The sequence below is a fragment of the Pseudomonas sp. NPDC087358 genome, from assembly GCF_044900785.1.
GTDB lineage: Bacteria > Pseudomonadota > Gammaproteobacteria > Pseudomonadales > Pseudomonadaceae > Aquipseudomonas.
In genome coordinates this window covers 447,962-468,184 of the sequence record NZ_JBJDOA010000002.1, presented here as the reverse complement: position 1 = coordinate 468,184, position 20,223 = coordinate 447,962, and the positions used below count along the sequence as shown (strand labels likewise).

The following is a 20,223-nucleotide window of genomic DNA, read 5'->3' as shown; positions in this document are numbered from 1 at the left end:
GAACATACCCAAAAACAACAACTCCTTCGGAGACTGACCATGAATCTATCGTTGCGCCGTATCAGCGTCGCCGCCAGCTGCATGCTGGTGGCCACTCAATTGTGGGCTGCCGAACCCAATCGTCCTGAATGCATCGCGCCGGCATCGCCGGGCGGTGGTTTTGACCTGACCTGCAAACTGGTGCAAAGCGCACTGGTCAACGAGAAAATCCTCAACAAGCCCATGCGCGTGACCTACATGCCCGGCGGTGTCGGCGCGGTTGCCTACAACGCAGTCGTGGCCCAGCGTCCCGCCGACGCCGGCACGTTGGTGGCGTGGTCGAGCGGATCGCTGCTCAACCTTGCACAGGGCAAGTTCGGTCGTTTCGACGAAAACGCCGTGCGCTGGCTGGCGGCTGTCGGCACCAGTTACGGCGCCATCGCGGTTAAAGCCGATTCGCCCTACAAGAACCTCGACGACCTGGTCAAGGCGCTGAAGGCCGATCCGAGCAAGGTGGTCATCGGCTCCGGTGGCACCGTTGGCAGCCAGGACTGGATGCAGACCGCGCTCATTGCCAAGGCCGCTGGCATCAACCCGCGCGACCTGCGCTACGTGGCGCTGGAAGGCGGCGGCGAAATCGCCACGGCCCTGCTCGGTGGGCACATCCAGGTCGGCTCCACCGACATTTCCGACTCCATGCCGCACATCCTCAGCGGCGACATGCGCCTGCTGGCCGTGTTCTCCAACGAGCGTCTGGATGAGCCAGAGATGAAGAACATCCCGACCGCCAAAGAGCAAGGCTATGACATCGTCTGGCCGGTGGTTCGCGGCTTCTATCTGGGCCCGAAAGTCACCGATGAGCAGTACAACTGGTGGAAAGACGCGTTCGACAAACTGCTGGCCTCGGAAGATTTCGCCAAGTTGCGCGATCAGCGTGAACTGTTCCCGTTCGCCATGACTGGCGAGGAGCTGGACAAGTACGTGAAGACCCGCGTCGCCGAATACAAAGTGCTGGCCAGGGAATTCGGCCTGATTCAGTGATTGAACTCAAGTGACTGACAGCGGTTGCGTCACCTGCGCGGTGGCGTGACCCAGGAGCTTTCCATGGTCTTGCAACGAATTTTCGCCTTCGTGCTGCTGCTGGTCTGTATCGGCCTGGCACTGATGGCATGGCCTTATAAGGCACCCTTTTCCTACGAGCCGGTCGGCCCGCGTGCGTTCCCGCTGCTGATGCTGGCGCTGATGGGCATCTCACTGCTGTACATGGTGTTGCGCCCCACACCGATCAAGCACTCCGAGGACGAGCCACCGCTGGATCGTCCGACACTGATAAAAATCGCGGTCTGCACCGGCCTGCTGTTGATCTTCGCCGGTCTGTTCGAGCCGCTGGGCTTCGTCCTGAGCAGCATCCTGATCGGCATCCCCATGGCCCGGCTGTATGGCGGTCGCTGGTTGCCGAGCATCGTCATCATCGTCCTGATGAGCATTGGTCTGTACGTGCTTTTCGACAAAGTGATGGATGTGCCTCTGCCCCTTGGCCTGCTCGAAGTTCTGGAGAATTGATATGGACACTCTCGGCTATCTTGGCCAGGGGTTCGGCGTCGCGCTGACCCCATACAACCTGATCACCGCACTGTCCGGCACGTTGATCGGCACCATCGTCGGCCTGCTGCCCGGCCTTGGCCCCATCAATGGCGTGGCGCTGTTGATTCCGATCGCCTTCGCCCTGGGCCTGCCGCCGGAGTCGGCGCTGATCCTGCTGGCCGCGGTTTATCTGGGTTGCGAATACGGCGGGCGCATCAGCTCGATTCTGCTGAACATCCCCGGTGAAGCGTCCACCGTCATGACTACGCTGGACGGCTACCCGATGGCCCGTCAGGGTCTGGCCGGCGTGGCCTTGTCGCTGTCGGCGTGGAGTTCGTTCATCGGGGCCTTCATTGCCACCTGCGGCATGGTGCTGTTCGCCCCGCTGCTGGCCAAATGGGCGATTGCCTTTGGGCCGGCCGAATACTTCGTACTGATGGTCTTTGCCATCGTCTGCCTGGGCGGCATGGCCGGAGATCGACCGCTGAAGACCTTCGTCGCGGCCCTGATCGGTCTGTTCCTGTCGAGCATTGGCATCGACGCCAACAGCGGCGTGTATCGCTTCACCGGCGACAACATTCACCTGGCCGACGGCATTCAGTTCGTGGTGTTGGTGCTGGGTCTGTTTTCCATCAGCGAGATCCTGCTACTGCTGGAAAAGACCCACCATGGTCAGGAAGCGGTCAAGGCCACCGGGCGCATGATGTTCAACGTCAAGGAAGCCAGCTCGGTATTCATCGTCAACCTGCGCTGCGGGGTGATGGGTTTCATCATGGGCGTGTTGCCAGGTGCCGGGGCTACGCTGGCCAGCGCCGTGGCCTACATGACCGAGAAACGTATCGCGGGCAAGGATGGCAAGTTCGGACAAGGTGACATGCGAGGTCTGGCCGCACCGGAAACCGCGATTGGCGGCGCGGCGTGCGGCGCATTGGTGCCGATGCTGACCCTGGGCGTGCCCGGTTCGGGCACCACTGCGGTGATGATCGGCGCCCTGTCGCTGTACAACATCACGCCCGGCCCGCTGTTGTTCCAGCAACAACCGGATCTGGTCTGGGGCCTGATCGCGTCGCTGTTCGTCGCCAACGTCATGCTGGTGATCCTGAACATCCCGATGATCCGCATCTTTACCCGCATCCTGGCAGTGCCGAACTGGGCGCTGGTGCCGGTGATCGCGATCATCACCGGAATCGGCGTGTACGCGGTTCATGCCACCACCTTCGACCTGTTCCTGATGGTCGGCATCGGCATCTTCGGCTACATCCTGCGCAAGCTGGACTTCCCGCTGTCGCCGATTCTGCTGGGGTTCATCCTCGGTGGCCTGATGGAACAGAACCTGCGCCGCGCGCTGTCGATTTCCAACGGCTCGCTGGACATCCTCTGGTCCAGCCCGATCACCCTGGGTGTCTGGATCCTGACCATCGTCATGCTGGCGTTCCCGATCTTGCGGATCCTGCGCAAGCGCTCACAGCAGCGTGACCTGGCCGATGTCTGATCGACCCTTCAAGACATGGTGGGGAACACCGCTGGTCGGCCTGCTGGGGGGATACCTCGCCAGTCAGGTCGGCTGGCCTTTACCGTGGATGGTCGGCTCGTTGCTGGCGATCATCCTGGTTCGCTGCGCAACACCCTGGCAACTGGCTGAAATCCCCGGCGGGCGCAAATGCGGCCAATGGGTGGTGGGCATCGGCATCGGCCTGCACTTCACCCCGGTAGTCATCGAACAGGTTCTCTCGCATTTCGGACTGATCTTCATTGGCGCGCTGGTCACCAGCGTTTCCAGCGTGGTCGGCGTCTGGCTGATGCTGCGCACCGGTGAGGACCGCGCTACTGCGTTCTTTTCCAGCATGCCCGGCGGCTCCGGCGAGATGGTGAACCTGGGCGCGCGCAATGGCGCCATCCTCAGCAATGTCGCCGCCGGTCAGAGCCTGCGCGTGCTGGCGGTGGTGTTGTGCGTGCCGGCGATCTTCAAATACCTGATGGGCGACGGCGGCCCGCCTTCGCACGCTACGGTGGTGGACTGGTCGTGGCTGGTGATCCTGTTTGCGCTGGGCGCCCTGGTTGCCTGGCTGTGGCAGCGTTTGAAACAGCCCAATCCGTGGCTGTTCGGGCCGTTGCTGGTGGGTGCGACAATCAGCGTCAGCTTCGACCTGCACATCGGCCTGCCCAACGGTGGCAGCCAGATGGGCCAGTGGCTGATCGGCAGCGGGCTGGGATGTCACTTCAACCGGGCGTTCTTCCGCCGCGCCCCCTCCTTCATCGGACGCACGCTGCTGGGCACGGCGCTGACCATGAGCATCGCCGCGCTCTGCGCCCTGGCATTGAGCTCCGCCACCCATCTGGACCTGCGCTCGCTGACCCTGGGCATGATGCCCGGCGGCATCGCCGAGATGAGCCTCACAGCGCAAGTGTTGCAGCTGTCAGTCCCGCTGGTGACGGCGATGCAGGTGATGAGGCTGCTCTTCGTGCTGTTTCTGGCCGAGCCGTTGTTCCGGTACTGGAATCGGCAGCCATTGGCTTGAAGACGCCGAAAAGCCAACCGTGGGAGCCGGGCTGCCGTCGATCTGGGTGTCACGCCCTGCGACCAGAATCAAAAACAGTCCCCACTGCTCCGCGCTTTGATCGTTACCACGCTCCAGGTGTTATGCATCCCCAGACACATGCAAGTTGCCTAGCGGACACAAAACCTGTAGGTGCAGAAGTAGCGTGTGCGTGTCACACCACCGCAGGCAACCGCCACTCGATCGGGCTTAGGCCGTTCTGTTGCAGATACTTGTTGGCCAGCCCGAAATGCCCGCAGCCCAGAAAGCCCTTATAGGCTGACAGTGGCGACGGATGGACGGACGTCAGGATCAAATGTTTGGACGCGTCGATGAGCTTTTTCTTGCTCTGCGCATGAGCCCCCCACAGCAGGAATACCAGGTGCGGCTGGTGGGCGCTGACGGTTTCGATGATCTTGTCGGTGAAATGCTGCCAGCCGCGGCCTGCATGGGAGGCAGCGTTGGCGCGTTCGACGGTCAGAGTGGTGTTGAGCATCAGCACACCCTGATCGGCCCAGGATTGCAGATAGCCGTGATTGGGGATGTCGATATTCAGGTCGCGCTTGAGCTCTTTATAGATGTTGACCAGCGATGGCGGCGCGGGCACGCCGGGCTGTACCGAAAAGCACAGGCCGTGCGCCTGATTGGGGCCGTGGTAAGGGTCCTGGCCAAGAATGACCACCTTCACGTTGTCCAGCGGCGTCGAGTTCAACGCATTGAAGATCAGCGGGCCGGGCGGATAGATTTCCTTCCCCGCCGCGTGCTCCTGACGCAGAAACTCGCGCAGTTCACCCATGTAGGGTTTTTCGAATTCATCGCGCAGCGCCTGCTTCCAGCTGGCTTGCAGTTTGATGCGGTCATCGTCTGTCATGGTGTCGTCCGGGAAAACAATGCGCGAACTTTAGGGACTGTCGCCAATTATTTCCAGCACAGGTCATCGGGGCTTTCCTACACTTCACTGCAATGCCTGATTGCAACTTCCCGGCATCGACGGCACTCACAGCCCTGTTGGATGCCCGTACCACGAACAAGAGGTCACGATGAATCTGCAATTCGAAGAGCTCACCGGAACCGACGGTGCCCGCCTGGGTATCGCCACGCTGGACGCGGAAAAATCTCTGAATGCCTTGTCCCTGCCAATGATTCTGGCGCTGCAGGATCGACTCGACGCCTGGGCCAATGATCCGCAGATCGTCTGTGTGCTGCTGCGCGGTAACGGCGATAAAGCCTTTTGCGCCGGCGGCGATGTACGCGCCCTGATCGAGGCCGGGCGTGGCAAGCCGGGAAAAGTCCCGCCGCTGGCCGCGCATTTCTTTGCCGCGGAATATCGCCTGGACTACAAGCTGCACACTTACCCCAAACCGCTGATCTGCTGGGGCCATGGTTATGTGCTCGGGGGCGGCATGGGCCTGCTGCAAGGTGCCAGCATCCGGGTGGTCACGCCGAGCAGCCGCCTGGCGATGCCGGAAATCAATATCGGTCTGTATCCGGATGTCGGCGCCAGCTGGTTTCTGTCACGCCTGCCAGGCAAGTTAGGGTTATTCCTGGGCTTGACCGGGTCGCACATCAACGGCCGAGATGCGCTGGATCTGGATCTGGCCGATCGTTTTCTGCTCGACGATCAGCAGGAAGAAATGATCGACCGGCTGCTGCAACTGAACTGGCAGGAACAGACCGCCGTCCAGCTCAACAGCCTGTTCAAGGCCTTGCAGCAGGAAGCGGTCGGGCAATTGCCCGAAGCACAATGGCTGCCGCGTCGGCCACAGATCGATGAACTGCTGGATGTCGCCGACGCCCCATGCGCCTGGAACGCACTCAAGCATCAGCTGCATTCACAGGACGCGTTGCTGGCCAAGGCTGCAAAAACCCTCACCGAGGGCTGCCCCATGACAGCGCAACTGGTCTGGGAGCAGATTGAGCGGGCGCGTCATATGTCCCTGGCCGAGGTATTGCAGATGGAGTACTGCATGAGCCTTAACTGCTGCCGACATCCTGAGTTCGCAGAAGGGGTGCGCGCGCGTTTGATCGACAAGGATCACACACCGCACTGGCATTGGCAGGACATCGCCGCAATCCCATTGGCGGTGGTAGACGCGCATTTCGAGAAGGCCTGGGAAGGGCGGCATCCGCTGGCGGACTTGTCGGGGTATTGAAATGAAACAGCGGCAAGCTGCAAGTCTCAAGCTGCAACAGTCCGGGCTTGAGCCTTACAACTTACCGCCTGTGGCTACCCGTCAGCGATTGCCTCCGCCTGGCCCGCCGTGGCCGCCGCGGCCAAAGTTGCCGTCTTCGCGGTAGTTGCCACCCGACGGCCTGCCTGGGGCTGGACCGCCTCCCCCGCCGCCGCCGTGGTTGCCATTCCATCCGCTGTTACCACCGCCGCCAGGCCGAGGCCCTTGAGGCGGTGGACGATAGCCAGAGCCGCCGCCTCCTCCATGGTAGCCGCCACCGTTCCAGTTGCCACCGCCATAGCCGGGGCGTCCACCGCCGTAGCCTGGTCCGTAATAACGCGGGGGCGGTGCGTAGTACCGGGGGGGTGAGTAATAACGTGGCGCCGAGTAATAGCGCGGCGCAGAGTAATAAGGTGAGCCATAAACGCTGGCAGGCCCATACGGGCGATAGCCGTCATACACGTAAGCGCCGCTATAGCCGCTGCTGTAGACCGGCTGCGTGTAGGTGTCTGATTCGTAATAGCCTCCGTAACAACCGGCAAGGGACAAAGTCATCAAAACGGTGAGCAAGCTTCGTCGATACATGGCGGCCTCCTGGACCGCGATAGAGCTCAAACCAGCGGCGCTGGTCGGCGTTCCCGAAACTGCCGAGAACGTAACATCAGACTGCAAAGTCCCCTTCCAGTGCCCTGACCCAAGCCCCAGCCGCCGGACGGCGCCCTTCAACAGTGCACGATACAGCGCGACAAATTTCATGATTATCCTTGATATCCACGGCCCACATGGCCTGCAGAGACTTGGCACAACTCTCGCTTAACAAACCTCGTGCAGGAGTCAACACAGGTTCGCGGCACCACAATTTGCAATAGCCGACTAGGGTTCCGGCTCGCTTCAGGGCGAGTGGCTGGTCCGAGAGTCGGCGACCTCCAGTAGAGGTTACACGGCGGGATAAAAGCCCGGGAGACAGGACACCAGTGGTGTCGCCGTGCTCCTGTCCGCCCTTTTTCGCTACTGGAGATTTCCAATGCAAAAATCCCGTCTGTTCGGCTTGCTCAGCGCAGCCCTCATCGCCGCCATCAGCCTCTCGGCCAGTGCCGCCCCGAAGAAAGACTTCAACGTCTGCTGGACTATCTACGCCGGCTGGATGCCCTGGGAATACGCAGGGACCCAAGGCATCGTCGACAAGTGGGCCAAGAAGTACAACATCAACATCAAGGTCACCCAACTCAACGACTACGTCGAATCGATCAACCAGTACACCGCTGGCCAGTTCGACGGCTGCACCATGACCAACATGGACGCCCTGACCATTCCGGCAGCGGGCGGCGTCGAGAGTACCGCATTGGTGGTCAGCGACTTCTCCAACGGCAACGACGGCATCGTCATCAAGGGCGATGGCAAGAAAGTCGCCGACCTCAAGGGCATGAACGTCAATCTGGTCGAACTGTCGGTTTCTCACTATCTGCTGGCCCGCGCGCTGGATTCGGTGGACCTGACCGAGAAAGACCTGAAGGTGGTCAACACCTCCGACGCCGACATCGCCGCCGCCTTCAACACCAGCGAGGTCAAGGCCGTCACCACCTGGAACCCGATGCTGTCCGAGGTCAAGGCCAAGCCTGGCGTCACTGAAGTCTTCGACTCCAGCAAGATTCCCGGCGAGATCATGGACATGATGGTGGTCAACACCCAGACCCTCAAGGACAACCCGGCGCTGGGCAAGGCACTGACTGGCGCCTGGTTCGAAGTGGTCGCCCTGATGAACGCCAAGTCCGCTGAATCGACCCAGGCGCTGGAACACATGGCCAAAGCCTCGGGCACCGATCTGGCCGGCTTCCAGTCGCAACTGGACACCACCAAGCTGTTCGCCACGCCCAAGGAAGCCCTTGAGTTCGCCACCGGCAAGCAGTTGCCGACCACCATGCGCAAGGTGGCTGACTTTTCGTTCGAGCACGGCCTGCTCGGCGAAGGTGCCAAGGACGCCAGCGCCGTCGGCATGACCTTCGCCAACAGCGTGACAGAGGGCGACAAGGGCAATCTCAAGCTGCACTTCGACCCCAGCTACGTGCAGATGGCTGCCGACGGCAAGCTGTAAATCCCATAGGTCAATGCCATGCGCCTGATTAATCGCCGACCGGATCGCGCCAGCCGCTTGATTCTGGTGATCCTGCCGTTCGCCCTGTTGCTGTTCGCCTACTTCACGGGCTCGGCAACCCGGCTGACGGAAAACCCCAACGACAAGCTGCTGCCCAGCGCCGTGCAGATGACGGAGGCGATCAAACGTGTGGCGATCCTTCCCGATCAGCGCACCGGCGAGTACATCCTGTGGCAGGACACCGCCTCCAGCCTGCAACGCCTGGCCGTCGGTCTGGCGGTCAGCGCTGTGGCAGGGCTGTGCCTGGGCATCGCTTCCGGCGTATTGCCGCTGTTCGGCGCGCCGTTGTCGCCGTTACTGACGGTGCTGTCGATGGTTCCGCCGCTGGCAATCCTGCCGATCCTGTTCATCGTCTTCGGGCTGGGCGAGTTGTCCAAGGTGATGCTGATCGTGATCGGCATCACCCCGGTACTGGCCCGTGATCTGGAACAGCGCGCCCGGGAGATACCCGTCGAGCTGTTGATCAAGGCGCAGACCCTGGGCGCCTCGACCTGGACGCTGATCCTGCGTGTGGTGCTGCCGCAACTGCTGCCGCGCCTGTTGATCTCGTTGCGGCTGGTGCTGGGTTCGGCGTGGCTGTTCCTGATCGCGGCCGAAGCCATCGCCTCCACCGACGGGCTGGGCTACCGGATCTTCCTGGTGCGCCGTTATCTGGCCATGGACATGATCCTGCCCTACGTGGTGTGGATCACCCTGCTCGCCTGGCTGATGGATTGGGGCCTCAAGGCCCTGACCCGCAAGGCCTTCCCCTGGTACGAGGGCGCGCGCCCATGAGCTTCATCACGGTCAATAACGTCTGGCAGCAGTACGACGATCAAGTGGTACTCGAAGGCCTGAACCTGAGCATTGCCGAGGGCGAATTCTGCACCCTGGTCGGCGCGTCGGGCTGCGGCAAATCGACCTTCCTGCGCCTGCTGCTGGGTCAGGAAGTCCCCACTAAAGGTGCGATCCTGATGGACGGCCAGCCCCTTGCCAATGAGCCGGACGCCAGCCGCGGCGTGGTGTTTCAGCGCTATTCGGTGTTCCCGCACCTGTCGGTGCTGGATAACGTTGCGCTCGGTCTGGAGCTGCCGCGTTCGGCGCTCCTGGGGCGGCTGTTCGGCAAGGCCAAGCGCGAGGCGCGCGAACAGGCGTCGCTGCTGCTGCACAAGGTCGGTCTGGGTCACGCGCTGGACAAATACCCGACGCAGCTTTCCGGTGGCATGCAACAGCGCCTGGCCATTGCCCAGGCATTGATCATGAAGCCTCGCGTACTGCTGCTGGACGAGCCGTTCGGCGCGCTGGACCCAGGCATCCGCAAGGACATGCACGCCCTGCTCCTGGAGCTGTGGCGCGAAACCAGACTGACGGTGTTCATGGTCACCCACGATCTGTCCGAAGGCTTCAACCTGGGCACCCGGCTGCTGGTCTTCGACAAGGTCCGCCTCGACCCGCACGCCCCCGGTGCCTACGGCGCCCGCATCACTTACGACATTCCCCTGAACAGCGACCGCCGCGCCGCCCGCGCGGCCATTGAGTCGCTGCAAACGGCTTGAAGGATTCCGACATGACTGATTCGACCTCTGTATTCCCGATATTTGCCGAAGAACTGCTGCCCGGTGGCGGCCACCTGTCGTTCGTGCTCAAGCGCGGCGAACTGTTGCGCCTGACCGACCTCAACGGCAATGCCAACGTCAGCCTGACGCTGTTCAACGCCCATGAAAAAACCGAGCGCCTGAACCTGCCCGACAGCCTCAAGTGCCAACACACCGCCAAACTCACCAGCGGCCATTGCCTGTACTCGGACATGGGCCGCGTATTGGCAGCGATCACCGCCGACACCTGCGGCTGGAGCGACAGCATCGGCGGCGTGTTGTGTGCCGAGGAAGTGACTGAAAAGTACGGCCAGGGCCGCTATCAGGAACTGCGCAACGGCTTCTTCCGCAATGGCGCCGACAACTTGCTGGTGGAAATGGGCAAGTGGGGCCTGGGCCTCTCGGACCTGCTGATGACCCTGAACCTGTTCAGCCGGGTCGAGGTCGACGACCACGGCGCCCTGAGCTTCGTCGCCGACAACTCCAAAGCTGGCAACTACATCGAGCTGTATGCGCCGATGGACACGCTGGTGGTGCTGACGGCCCTGCAACACCCGATGGACCCCAACCCCGAATACGCACCGCAGCCGGTCAAGCTGAGCTGGATGAAGGCCGACGCCAGCGTCGCCGAACATTGCCGCACCTCGCGTGAAGAAAACATCCGCGGCTTCATCAACACCGATCGCCTGTTCGCCTGAGGAGGTACGCCATGAATACTGCTGAACTCAACGCCCCGGTTTGCATCACCCACATCCCGGCGGGCGAGCCTTCGCTGACCGAGCTCAAGGCCGGACAAACCCTGCGTCTGCTCGACCTCGAGGGCAATCAGGCGGTCGACACGCTGTTCTACAGCCTGGCCAACCCGCGCGAGCGCTACGACGTGCAACGCACCCTGCGGCGGCAGAACAACGTGTATCTGAGCAAGGGCAGCGTGCTCTATTCCAACCTTGGCAGGCCAATGCTGACGATTGTCGAAGACACCTGCGGGCGCCACGACACCCTCGGCGGCGCCTGCGCCCAAGAGAGCAACAGCGTGCGTTACGCCCTGGAAAAGCGCCACATGCACAGTTGCCGCGACAACTACCTGCGCGCCTGCATCCACGACGGTCGCCTGGGCAAGCGCGACATCAGCCCGAACATCAACTTCTTCATGAATGTGCCGGTGACTGCCGAAGGCGGGCTGACCTTCGAAGACGGCATCTCCGGCGCGGGCAAGTACGTCGAACTGCGCGCCGAGATGGACGTGATCGTGTTGATCTCCAACTGCCCGCAATTGAACAACCCGTGCAACGGCTACAACCCGACCCCGGCCCAGCTGCAGGTGCGGGATTGAACCTCGCGCGCTGACTGCCCAGACGTTTTGGCGCGAGGGACGGCCTTCGTGCAAACAGTACAACAGCGGGACGGCCCGCTTCCCGGTTCGGGATCGATGAACGTCGGTCTCTGGGGTCATAACCATGTTCGACACACTGCTGATCGCCAACCGCGGCGCCATTGCCTGCCGCATCCTGCGTACCCTGCGCGCGCTGAACGTCGAAGGCGTGGCGGTCTACTCCGAGGCCGACGCGGCCAGCCTGCACATCCTTCAAGCCGACCAGGCGCATAGCCTCGGCGAAGGCGGTGCGGCGAGTACTTATCTGGCGGTGGACAAGATCCTCGCCATCGCCAGATCCACTGGCGCCAAGGCGATCCATCCAGGCTACGGATTCCTGTCCGAAAACGCTGCTTTTGCCCAAGCCTGCGAGGACGCCGGGATCGCCTTTGTCGGCCCGACGCCCGAGCAGCTGCGGGTCTTCGGCCTCAAGCACACCGCCCGCGCGCTGGCCAGACAACACGGCGTGCCGCTGCTCGAAGGCACCGAGCTGCTGGACAGCATCGAATCGGCGCTCAGCGCTGGCGAATCGATCGGCTATCCGGTGATGCTCAAAAGCACCGCAGGCGGCGGCGGGATCGGCATGCGTGTGTGCCGCAGCGCCAGCGAACTGAGCGAATCATTCGATGCCGTCAAACGCCTGGGGCAGAACAACTTCAGCGACGGCGGTGTGTTCATCGAGAAATACATCCAGCGCGCCCGGCATCTGGAAGTTCAGGTATTCGGCGACGGTCAGGGCCAGGTGATTGCCCTGGGCGTACGCGACTGTTCGGTGCAGCGGCGCAACCAGAAAGTCCTCGAAGAAACCCCGGCGCCGAATTTGCCGGCAGGCATGGCCCAGGCGCTGTGCGCGGCGGCGATCAAGCTGGCCAAAGCGGTCAGCTATCGCAGCGCCGGGACGGTGGAATTCGTCTTCGACAGCGACGATCAGCGTTTCTACTTCCTTGAAGTGAACACCCGACTGCAGGTCGAGCACGGTGTGACCGAGCAGGTCTGGGGCGTGGATCTGGTGAGCTGGATGGTGCAGCTGGCGGCCGGTGATCTGCCGGCGCTGGCTCAATTGCAAGCGGGTCTGCAACCCCGCGGCCATGCGATTCAGGCGCGTTTGTACGCCGAAGACCCGGGCCGCGATTTCCAGCCCAGTCCAGGCTTGCTGACGGCCGTGCACTTCCCGCCTGCTGACGGCAAACACCTGCGGATCGACACCTGGGTCGAGGCCGGTTGCGAAATCCCGCCGTTTTTCGATCCGATGATTGCCAAGCTCATCAGTTGGGCGCCTGACCGCGAAGCTGCCAGCGCCGGACTCAGCCGCGCCTTGAGCGAGACACGCCTGTACGGGGTAGAGACCAACCGCGATTACCTGCGGCAGATCATTGTCGATGCGCCCTTTTCCAGCGGCCAGCCCTGGACCCGATGCCTGGAGAGCCTGGCCTATCGCGCTGATACCTTCGACGTCTTGAGCGGCGGCACCCAGACCAGCGTCCAGGACTATCCGGGACGCCTGGGTTACTGGGCCGTCGGTGTGCCGCCTTCAGGGCCGATGGACAGCCGCTCGCTGCGTCTGGGCAATGTGCTGCTGGGCAATCCCGAAGGGTGCGCGGCGCTGGAAATCACCATGAGCGGGCCGACGCTGCGCTTCAACACCGACGCCGTGGTGGTGGTGACCGGCGCGGTGATCCCGGTGGTGCTGGAAGGTCAGGCGCAGCCAATGAACCAGGCGATATTGATCCACGCCGGTTCGACACTGGCCCTGGGCACCATCGCCGGGGCAGGCGCGCGCAGTTATCTGTGCCTGCGTGGCGGGCTGGATGTGCCGGATTATCTGGGCAGCAAGAGCACTTTCACCCTGGGGCAATTTGGCGGTCATGGCGGTCGGGCACTGCGCGCCGGGGATGTCCTGCATGTGGCGTCGTTGCAAGACCGCCGCGCAGGCCAGCAGCTCGCCAGCCAGCAGATCGCGACCCTGCCAGCAGTACGCGACATCCGGGTGATCTACGGGCCCCATGGCGCCCCGGAATATTTCACGGAAAACTACATCGAGCGCTTTTTCGCAACCGACTGGGAAGTGCACTTCAACTCCAGTCGCACCGGCGTGCGCCTGATCGGTCCGAAGCCCGAGTGGGTCCGCGCAGACGGTGGCGAGGCCGGGTTGCATCCGTCGAACATCCACGACAATCCGTACGCGATCGGTGCAGTGGATTTCACCGGAGACATGCCGGTCATCCTTGGCCCGGACGGGCCGAGCCTGGGCGGCTTCGTGTGTCCGGTGACGATCATCGAAGCGGACTTGTGGCAGCTGGGCCAGCTCAAGGCTGGGGACAAGGTGCGGTTTCATCCGGTGAGCATCGAAGCCGCCCGAGCACTGATGACCGGTGGGGATGAACGTGCATTACACCTCCCGGGCCAACCTCAATCCTGTAGGAGTGAGCTTGCTCGCGATAGCGATCTTACAAACGCAGAAGAGGTATTGCCCCTACCGCCGTCATCGCGAGCAAGCTCACTCCTACAGAGGCCAGCGCTGACCTCGCCGATGGTGCTGGACATCGGCCAGGACGACACCCGCCTGGTCGCCCGCCTCTCCGGTGACACCCACCTGCTGCTGGAAATAGGCGCCCCTGAGCTGGACCTGGTCTTGCGCTTTCGCGGGCACGCGCTGATGCAGGCACTGCAAAGCAAAAACCTGCACGGTGTGATCGACCTGACGCCGGGCATCCGCTCCCTGCAGGTGCATTACCAGCCCGAGCAACTGCCGCTGGCCGAGTTACTGAACATTGTCGCCGGTGAATGGGACGAAGTCTGCGCCAGCCGGGATCTCGAAGTGCCGTCGCGCATCGTGCATCTGCCGCTGTCCTGGGACGACCCCGCCTGCCAGCTGGCCATCGAGAAATACATGACCACCGTGCGCAAGGACGCGCCCTGGTGCCCAAGCAACCTGGAGTTCATCCGGCGGATCAACGACCTGCCAAACCTCGACGAAGTGCAGCGCACCGTATTCGACGCCAGCTATCTGGTGATGGGCCTTGGCGACGTCTACCTGGGTGCTCCGGTCGCCACCCCACTGGACCCGCGTCATCGTCTGGTGACCACCAAATACAACCCGGCGCGCACCTGGACCGCTGAGAATTCGGTCGGCATCGGCGGTGCCTATATGTGCGTCTACGGCATGGAGGGGCCAGGGGGTTATCAGTTCGTTGGCCGTACCCTGCAGATGTGGAATCGTTACCGCGCAGTCGAGGCTTTCGATGGCAAACCGTGGTTGCTGCGCTTCTTCGACCAGATCCGTTTCTACCCGGTCAGTGCGGATGAGTTGCTGAGGATCCGTCGCGATTTCCCCCTGGGCCGCTACCCGCTGCAAATCGAACACAGCACGTTGAATCTGGCGGACTACCAGGCCTTTCTCGCCACGCAGGCCGAGAGCATCGCGACCTTTCGCAACCAGCAGCAAGGCGCGTTCAACGCCGAGCGCGAGCGCTGGATCGCCAGCGGCCAGGCGACCTTCGACAGCGACGAAGCGGTAGCCGAATCGACCGAGCAAGCACCGTTGCAAGCCGGCCAGACCAGCGTCGACAGCCACATTACCGGCAACCTCTGGCAGGTGCAGGTCAGCGTCGGCCAGCGCGTCGAAGCGGGTGAGGCATTGGTGATTGTGGAATCCATGAAAATGGAAATACCCCTGCTCGCGCCGATCGCCGGTGTGGTCAGCGAGGTGCGGGTGCAGCCCGGCTCTGCGGTACGAGCCGGTCAGCGTGTGGTGGTACTTGAGAAAGCAGACGCTGTGGGTTGATTGACCTGTGCGTGAGGGCGACGATTTGCGCAAGCAGTCGCCCTCGGTGTGGCAGCGACCGATCAGCCGCAAAGTGCAGACGCCGATGGCGCAACAGGGTGGCCTCAGGCTAGCATGTCTCGATTAATGGATTACCTAATCAAGCGGATTGGTCATGCGCCTTCGTTCCACGCTCCACTCACAACGCTCCCTGCTGTTGACGTTAGTGATGCTTCTGGGGAGCGGCTTTCTGGCGACATCCTTGTTGAGCTACTTCGCCTCGCGGGACGCCATTCGAGACAGCATCGTCAATACCGAACTGCCCCTGACGTCGGACACCGTCTACTCCGAGATCCAGAAGGATCTGGTACGCCCGGTGCTGATCTCCTCGATGATGGCCCGCGACACGTTCGTGCGTGACTGGGTGGTGGCCGGTGAAAAGGACCCGCAGCAGATGACCCGTTACCTCAAGGAGGTCATGGACCATTACGGCGCCTACACCGCGTTCTTCGTCTCCAACCACAGCCTGACTTATTACCAGGCCAAAGGCGTGCTGAAGAAGATCAGCCCCGACGAACCCCGGGATGTCTGGTACTACCGGGTGCGCGACATGGCAGATCCTTACGAGATCAACGTCGATCCGGACCTGGCCAACAAGGACAACCTGACCTTCTTCATCAACTACAAGGTCTTTGACTACAACAACAACTTCATCGGCGCCACCGGCGTCGGGCTGACCGTGGATGCGGTGATCAAGCTGATCGACCGCTACCAGCAGCGCTACCAACGCAGCGTGTACTTTGTCGACACCTTCGGCCGGCTGGTGCTGACCGGTGCCGAAGGCGGCCCGCAAGGCGCGAAGATCGGTCAGGTGTTGCGCGACCTGCCCAGCCTGCGGCAACTGCAGCAGCAGATGCCCAAGCCCAAGAGCGGCACCTACCAATATGAGTCGCCAGAGGACGCGCACTTTCTCAACGTACGCTACATCCCCGAACTGAACTGGTATCTGTTCGTCGACAAACGCGAGGACGGCGCCCTGGATGATATTCGCCGGTCGCTGTACCTGAACCTGTCGATCTGCCTGGTGGTGCTGGTGCTGGTGCTGTACCTGCTGAACCGGGTCATCCGCCGCTTCCAGATTCGTATCGAGACCCAGGCGATGCTCGACAGCCTGACCGGCCTGCCCAACCGTCGCGGTTTCGACCAGATCGCAATGGACGCCATTGCCGATGCCCGTCGTGAACACAAAGCGTTGTCGGCGATGTTGCTGGACCTGGATCACTTCAAGCGTCTGAACGACACCCACGGCCATCTGGCGGGCGATCAAGTGCTCACCGGCTTTGCCGAGGACGTCAGACGTTGCCTGCGCGACAGCGACATCATTTGCCGATGGGGCGGCGAAGAGTTCATCATCCTGCTCCAGGACACCAACAACAAAGGTGCCCGACGCGTCGCCGAGAAAATTCGCCTGCTGGCCGAGCAACACACCTACGTATTCACAGGTGCAGCCCTGCAGGTCACTGTCAGCCTGGGTCTGACCGAACTGCATCCCGGCGATACCCTGGAAAGCCTGATTGCCCGTGCCGACCAGGCGCTGTACAGCGCCAAGCAGAATGGCCGTAACCGGGTCTGTATCGAAATGGCGGAACCGGCATGAGCACTGCGTTGATCAGCCCCGACATCTGCCCTGCCTGCGGACAGAACAATCGCTGCACCCTGGCCGATCCGCGCACCGTCGATCAGCCTTGCTGGTGTTTCAGCGAAACCATCGACCCCGCCGTGCTGGCGGCCTTGCCCCCGGAACTGCGCGACCGGGCATGTCTGTGTCCCCGGTGCGCGGGGCTGGTCGAGAACGTGACCGCAACACCCTTGTAGCAGGACGGCTTGCCGGCGCTAGCGTTGCATCAGTCGCTATCGGCGCCAAGCCGTACCATGACGCGACAGGTCGTGCGCAGGCAGAGCTTTCGTAGCGCCACCGATGACGTACCATTGCCTCCCTGACCGCCTCACGATACCGCCCATGCGCCTCGACCGCTTCCTCAGCAACCTGCCCCGTTTCAGCCGCAAGCAAGTGCGCCTGGCGCTGCTTGCCGGCCGCGTCATCGTCGATGGTCAGACGATCAAGGATCCGCTGCATGAAGTCCGCGATTTCAGCCAGGTCCTGCTCGATGACGAGATGCTTCAGGGCGGCAAACCCGCTCGCTACTTCATGCTGCACAAGCCGCCCGGGTGTGTCAGCGCAACCCTCGATCCGCAACACCCAACCGTCCTCGACCTGATCCATGAGCCGGACAAGCACGACCTGCACATCGCCGGGCGCCTGGATTTCAACACCTCGGGGCTGATGCTGATCACCAACGACGGGCAATGGTCGCGCCGCCTGACCCAGCCGACCACCAAGCTGGCCAAGGTCTATTACGTCGAAACCGAGCAGCCGGTCGGTGAGCATTACCTCGAGAAATTCGCCGAGGGTTTTTACTTCGCTTTCGAGGACCTCACCACGCTGCCCGCTCAATTGACGATTCTGGGCAGCCACCGTGCGAGGCTGAGTATCGTCGAAGGCCGCTATCATCAGGTCAAACGCATGTTCGGTTTTTTCGACAACAAAGTGCTGCGCCTGCACCGCGAAAGCATGGGTCCTCTGGCGCTCGACCCCGCGCTAGAGCCCGGCCAATATCGCGCGCTGCGTCGCGACGAGATCGAACTCATCTGACCGCTTCCGACCGCCCGGCAGATGATCCGGGCAATTCACGAAAGGCGCTTGCGGGTTCCGCGCAGGCCTGCTTGAATCCAGTTGTCGGTCCACATGTGACTGATGAGTCACTGATGCATTCTAAGAAACCTTTTGCCGTCGTCAGCACCCTTTGCGCTCGGCAAATCGCCCGCCAATAACAATACCTGTCGGACAGACTGTCCCGGACCGACATGGGCCCCTTGCAAGGCAACTGCCTACCTGTCACGAAACTCGTGCAACGTCATTGCGCGCACATGTGTTTTAACGTCAGGAGACATGGATATGAGGCCAGAAATCGCTGTGCTTGATATACAAGGCCAGTTTCGGGTTTACACGGAGTTCTATCGCGCAGATGCCGCAGAAAAGACCATCATCATGGTCAACGGCTCACTGGCCACTACAGCATCTTTCGCCCAGACCGTCCGTAACCTGCATCCGCAATTCAATGTGGTGCTCTACGACCAGCCCTATGCGGGCAAGTCCAAACCACACAACCTTCACGAACGTCCGCTGACCAAGGAAATCGAAGGCCAGATCCTGCTGGAGCTGATCGACCATTTCAACGCTGAACACCTCATGTCGTTCTCATGGGGTGGCGCGGCAGCACTGGTCGCATTGGCGCATCGGCCCAAGCGCATCGAGAAAGCGGTCATCAGCTCGTTCTCGCCGATCATCAATGAGCACATGCACGACTACCTCACCCGTGGCCAGCAGCACCTGGGCGCCTTCGATCGCCTTGAAGTCGGCAACCTGATCAACAGCACCATCGGCAAACACCTGCCGTCGCTGTTCAAGCGCTTCAACTACAAACACGTAAGCTCTCTGGATCTGCACGAATACGCGCAGATGCATCACCACATCAACCATGTACTGGACGTCAGCACGCATAACCAGATCAAGGCCGCCAAGCGCATCAATGTGCCGGTGCTGTTCATGAACGGCGAATGGGACGAGTACACCGCAGCGCCAGACGCCAGGCTGTTCGCCAATCACATCCGTGATTGCCATTTCACCACCATCAACAGCGCCGGGCATTTTCTGGACATGGAACACAAGGCCGCGTGCCTGGATTCGCAGAACGCCGTGCTGAGTTTCCTCACTCCGGCACCTGAACCCAGCCGAACCCGCTATCGACAGGTACAGACGCACCATGCATTTGCAATCTGACCGTGAAGGTCTCAGGGAACGGATTCATTCGCCAGCGCCCATCCAACAGCCATTGGCGAATGAATCCCGTACCCCATTGCAGCACCACCTGACCCCATACTGATTTGCGCCCCACGACATTTAACGCTTCATTTCGCCGCCCGCATCTGGTACAAAGTCAGCCGCTCCAAGGCGTCAAAAGCGGGTGTCGTATAATGGCATTACTCCAGCTTCCCAAGCTGATAACGAGGGTTCGATTCCCTTCACCCGCTCCAGCATTTTCAAGGGTTCCAGCCACGTTCGTGCCTTCGCCTCTATCTCTGGGGGCCGTATTGGGGACCGTTTGCTGAAACCTGACGCTCACAGCCTCGCCGACTCCCCCCGACCTATCTTAGGAACTCTTTCCTAAAATCTGTGCCCCCCAGAAAAAAGAGCGATATTAGTAATATGCCTATCAAAAAATGGCTGTAGCCCTTGTGTTCCGTGGCTTTCAGCGGTTTTTAGAAAAGGCGATATTGAAGCGATAAGAAGGCGATAGTATTACCTTTTAAAGAAGCTATATTTCTATTCCTTAAAACCCAATGAATCCGGGGGGTTGGGCAAAATATTACTTTTCATATCGCTTAATATTACTTCGCTGTGTAATACCGGAAACCCTTTAAAACCGGGGTCTCCAGCCATCCTTCTAGCCTGATATCGCCGATATCGCTCTTTCTGAAAACGCCCCCATCATCCTGAGAACTGTTCTCGTTAAATGCGGTATTTTTCAGGTCGAATCTAGGACCTGGTTAAAGCGAATATTCTGTGCAGCGTTGTGCAGCCTGCCCGACGCTACGAAACAGCCTGCAGGGCAGACAGAACGGGGCTTTCAGTCGTCCACCTTTAAGTCGTCGCCTTGCCAAATGCCGCCAGCTCGCGACGGATCCCGATTTCGAAAACATCCCTATTCGTTCGTTTTTCAATTTTTCGCCCAGCAAAGCCGGGGGTATCCCGCGTTCGCGCCTTCTGAGGCGGAATCGGATGGCCGTGCAGCCGCGCTTCATTTCTTCGCAAAACTTTGCAAACTGTGAAATGCGCGATCGCCCACGGAGCCCCGTGGCCCGCCTGGGCTGCAGCTTTGTTTGCACTGTCTGAGGATTTGCACAAAAAACGGACGCAAAGCCCGTCGGCGGGAGGGGGATTAGTGCTTTTTCGGCAGCTTTTTCTTTACC

The 20,223-nt window shown here is 61.3% G+C and carries 17 protein-coding genes, 1 tRNA gene and 1 riboswitch; of the genes, 16 read left to right on the top strand and 2 right to left on the bottom strand.

Going from position 1 to position 20,223, the window contains the following annotated elements:
* Positions 1–33 precede the first annotated feature (33 nt).
* The 4 genes from ACI2KS_RS05825 to ACI2KS_RS05810 all read left to right on the top strand — a co-directional run bounded on the left by ACI2KS_RS05825 (position 34) and on the right by ACI2KS_RS05810 (position 4,082).
* On the top strand, positions 34–1,020 hold the full coding sequence (locus tag ACI2KS_RS05825; protein WP_404618487.1) for a Bug family tripartite tricarboxylate transporter substrate binding protein: 987 nt from the start codon (positions 34–36) through the stop codon (positions 1,018–1,020).
* Positions 1,021–1,083: 63 nt separating this feature from the next.
* Positions 1,084–1,542 carry a tripartite tricarboxylate transporter TctB family protein gene (locus tag ACI2KS_RS05820; protein WP_404618073.1) on the top strand — a complete coding sequence of 153 codons (459 nt, stop codon included), beginning with the start codon at positions 1,084–1,086 and terminating at the stop codon, positions 1,540–1,542.
* 1 nt (position 1,543) lies between these two features.
* A complete protein-coding gene (locus ACI2KS_RS05815; protein ID WP_404618071.1) occupies positions 1,544–3,055 on the top strand; it encodes a tripartite tricarboxylate transporter permease in 1,512 nt (503 codons plus the stop codon).
* On the top strand, positions 3,048–4,082 hold the full coding sequence (locus tag ACI2KS_RS05810) for an AbrB family transcriptional regulator (protein ID WP_404618069.1): 1,035 nt from the start codon (positions 3,048–3,050) through the stop codon (positions 4,080–4,082). Before ACI2KS_RS05815 ends, ACI2KS_RS05810 begins: the two co-directional genes overlap by 8 nt.
* Before the next feature lie 193 nt (positions 4,083–4,275).
* Here ACI2KS_RS05810 and ung read toward each other — a convergent pair whose 3' ends face one another.
* A complete protein-coding gene (gene ung / locus ACI2KS_RS05805; RefSeq protein ID WP_404618067.1) occupies positions 4,276–4,971 on the bottom strand; it encodes a uracil-DNA glycosylase in 696 nt (231 codons plus the stop codon).
* Positions 4,972–5,140: 169 nt separating this feature from the next.
* Here ung and ACI2KS_RS05800 point away from each other — a divergent pair, with 169 nt between their 5' ends.
* Positions 5,141–6,253: an enoyl-CoA hydratase/isomerase family protein gene (locus ACI2KS_RS05800; RefSeq protein WP_404618065.1), complete on the top strand. Its 1,113-nt coding sequence runs from the start codon at positions 5,141–5,143 to the stop codon at positions 6,251–6,253.
* An 81-nt stretch (positions 6,254–6,334) separates the two neighbouring features.
* Here ACI2KS_RS05800 and ACI2KS_RS05795 read toward each other — a convergent pair whose 3' ends face one another.
* Positions 6,335–6,856, bottom strand: a complete 522-nt coding sequence (locus tag ACI2KS_RS05795) for a hypothetical protein (protein ID WP_404618064.1) — start codon at positions 6,854–6,856, stop codon at positions 6,335–6,337.
* A 277-nt stretch (positions 6,857–7,133) separates the two neighbouring features.
* A riboswitch (guanidine-I (ykkC/yxkD leader) is annotated at positions 7,134–7,236 on the top strand.
* A 59-nt stretch (positions 7,237–7,295) separates the two neighbouring features.
* Here ACI2KS_RS05795 and ACI2KS_RS05790 point away from each other — a divergent pair.
* From ACI2KS_RS05790 to ACI2KS_RS05740, 11 genes are all read left to right on the top strand, one after another.
* Positions 7,296–8,363 carry a putative urea ABC transporter substrate-binding protein gene (locus ACI2KS_RS05790; RefSeq protein WP_404618062.1) on the top strand — a complete coding sequence of 356 codons (1,068 nt, stop codon included), beginning with the start codon at positions 7,296–7,298 and terminating at the stop codon, positions 8,361–8,363.
* A gap of 18 nt (positions 8,364–8,381) precedes the next feature.
* The gene (locus ACI2KS_RS05785) at positions 8,382–9,197 is read left to right on the top strand and encodes an ABC transporter permease (protein WP_404618060.1); all 816 of its coding nucleotides are present in this window, start codon (positions 8,382–8,384) and stop codon (positions 9,195–9,197) included.
* On the top strand, positions 9,194–9,958 hold the full coding sequence (locus ACI2KS_RS05780) for an ABC transporter ATP-binding protein (protein ID WP_404618058.1): 765 nt from the start codon (positions 9,194–9,196) through the stop codon (positions 9,956–9,958). Before ACI2KS_RS05785 ends, ACI2KS_RS05780 begins: the two co-directional genes overlap by 4 nt.
* Before the next feature lie 11 nt (positions 9,959–9,969).
* Entirely contained in the window at positions 9,970–10,695 is a 726-nt protein-coding gene (locus ACI2KS_RS05775) for an urea amidolyase associated protein UAAP1 (RefSeq protein WP_404618056.1), read from the top strand.
* 11 nt (positions 10,696–10,706) lie between these two features.
* Positions 10,707–11,330, top strand: a complete 624-nt coding sequence (locus tag ACI2KS_RS05770) for an urea amidolyase associated protein UAAP2 (protein WP_404618054.1) — start codon at positions 10,707–10,709, stop codon at positions 11,328–11,330.
* A 124-nt stretch (positions 11,331–11,454) separates the two neighbouring features.
* Entirely contained in the window at positions 11,455–15,153 is a 3,699-nt protein-coding gene (gene uca, locus ACI2KS_RS05765) for an urea carboxylase (protein WP_404618052.1), read from the top strand.
* Between the two features lie 154 nt (positions 15,154–15,307).
* Positions 15,308–16,789 (top strand): diguanylate cyclase domain-containing protein, encoded by a 1,482-nt coding sequence (locus tag ACI2KS_RS05760; RefSeq protein WP_404618050.1) that lies wholly within the window; start codon positions 15,308–15,310, stop codon positions 16,787–16,789.
* Positions 16,786–17,007, top strand: coding sequence for a cysteine-rich CWC family protein (locus tag ACI2KS_RS05755; RefSeq protein WP_404618048.1), 222 nt, complete (start codon positions 16,786–16,788; stop codon positions 17,005–17,007). Before ACI2KS_RS05760 ends, ACI2KS_RS05755 begins: the two co-directional genes overlap by 4 nt.
* 145 nt (positions 17,008–17,152) lie before the next feature.
* The gene (locus tag ACI2KS_RS05750; protein ID WP_404618046.1) at positions 17,153–17,845 is read left to right on the top strand and encodes a pseudouridine synthase; all 693 of its coding nucleotides are present in this window, start codon (positions 17,153–17,155) and stop codon (positions 17,843–17,845) included.
* 303 nt (positions 17,846–18,148) lie between these two features.
* Positions 18,149–19,033 carry an alpha/beta fold hydrolase gene (locus ACI2KS_RS05745; RefSeq protein WP_404618044.1) on the top strand — a complete coding sequence of 295 codons (885 nt, stop codon included), beginning with the start codon at positions 18,149–18,151 and terminating at the stop codon, positions 19,031–19,033.
* Between the two features lie 180 nt (positions 19,034–19,213).
* A tRNA-Gly gene (locus ACI2KS_RS05740) sits at positions 19,214–19,287 on the top strand.
* The last annotated feature ends 936 nt before the right edge of the window (positions 19,288–20,223 follow it).

What these genes read in the sequence shown, in the direction of transcription:
- ACI2KS_RS05820 (WP_404618073.1), top strand. Translation starts at nt 1,084, where the DNA reads ATGGTCTTGCAACGAATTTTCGCCTTCGTGCTGCTGCTGGTCTGTATC.
- ACI2KS_RS05815 (WP_404618071.1), top strand. Translation starts at nt 1,544, where the DNA reads ATGGACACTCTCGGCTATCTTGGCCAGGGGTTCGGCGTCGCGCTGACC.
- ACI2KS_RS05810 (WP_404618069.1), top strand. Translation starts at nt 3,048, where the DNA reads ATGTCTGATCGACCCTTCAAGACATGGTGGGGAACACCGCTGGTCGGC.
- ung (WP_404618067.1), bottom strand. Translation starts at nt 4,971, where the DNA reads ATGACAGACGATGACCGCATCAAACTGCAAGCCAGCTGGAAGCAGGCG.
- ACI2KS_RS05800 (WP_404618065.1), top strand. Translation starts at nt 5,141, where the DNA reads ATGAATCTGCAATTCGAAGAGCTCACCGGAACCGACGGTGCCCGCCTG.
- ACI2KS_RS05795 (WP_404618064.1), bottom strand. Translation starts at nt 6,856, where the DNA reads ATGTATCGACGAAGCTTGCTCACCGTTTTGATGACTTTGTCCCTTGCC.
- ACI2KS_RS05790 (WP_404618062.1), top strand. Translation starts at nt 7,296, where the DNA reads ATGCAAAAATCCCGTCTGTTCGGCTTGCTCAGCGCAGCCCTCATCGCC.
- ACI2KS_RS05785 (WP_404618060.1), top strand. Translation starts at nt 8,382, where the DNA reads ATGCGCCTGATTAATCGCCGACCGGATCGCGCCAGCCGCTTGATTCTG.
- ACI2KS_RS05780 (WP_404618058.1), top strand. Translation starts at nt 9,194, where the DNA reads ATGAGCTTCATCACGGTCAATAACGTCTGGCAGCAGTACGACGATCAA.
- ACI2KS_RS05775 (WP_404618056.1), top strand. Translation starts at nt 9,970, where the DNA reads ATGACTGATTCGACCTCTGTATTCCCGATATTTGCCGAAGAACTGCTG.
- ACI2KS_RS05770 (WP_404618054.1), top strand. Translation starts at nt 10,707, where the DNA reads ATGAATACTGCTGAACTCAACGCCCCGGTTTGCATCACCCACATCCCG.
- uca (WP_404618052.1), top strand. Translation starts at nt 11,455, where the DNA reads ATGTTCGACACACTGCTGATCGCCAACCGCGGCGCCATTGCCTGCCGC.
- ACI2KS_RS05760 (WP_404618050.1), top strand. Translation starts at nt 15,308, where the DNA reads ATGCGCCTTCGTTCCACGCTCCACTCACAACGCTCCCTGCTGTTGACG.
- ACI2KS_RS05755 (WP_404618048.1), top strand. Translation starts at nt 16,786, where the DNA reads ATGAGCACTGCGTTGATCAGCCCCGACATCTGCCCTGCCTGCGGACAG.
- ACI2KS_RS05750 (WP_404618046.1), top strand. Translation starts at nt 17,153, where the DNA reads ATGCGCCTCGACCGCTTCCTCAGCAACCTGCCCCGTTTCAGCCGCAAG.
- ACI2KS_RS05745 (WP_404618044.1), top strand. Translation starts at nt 18,149, where the DNA reads ATGAGGCCAGAAATCGCTGTGCTTGATATACAAGGCCAGTTTCGGGTT.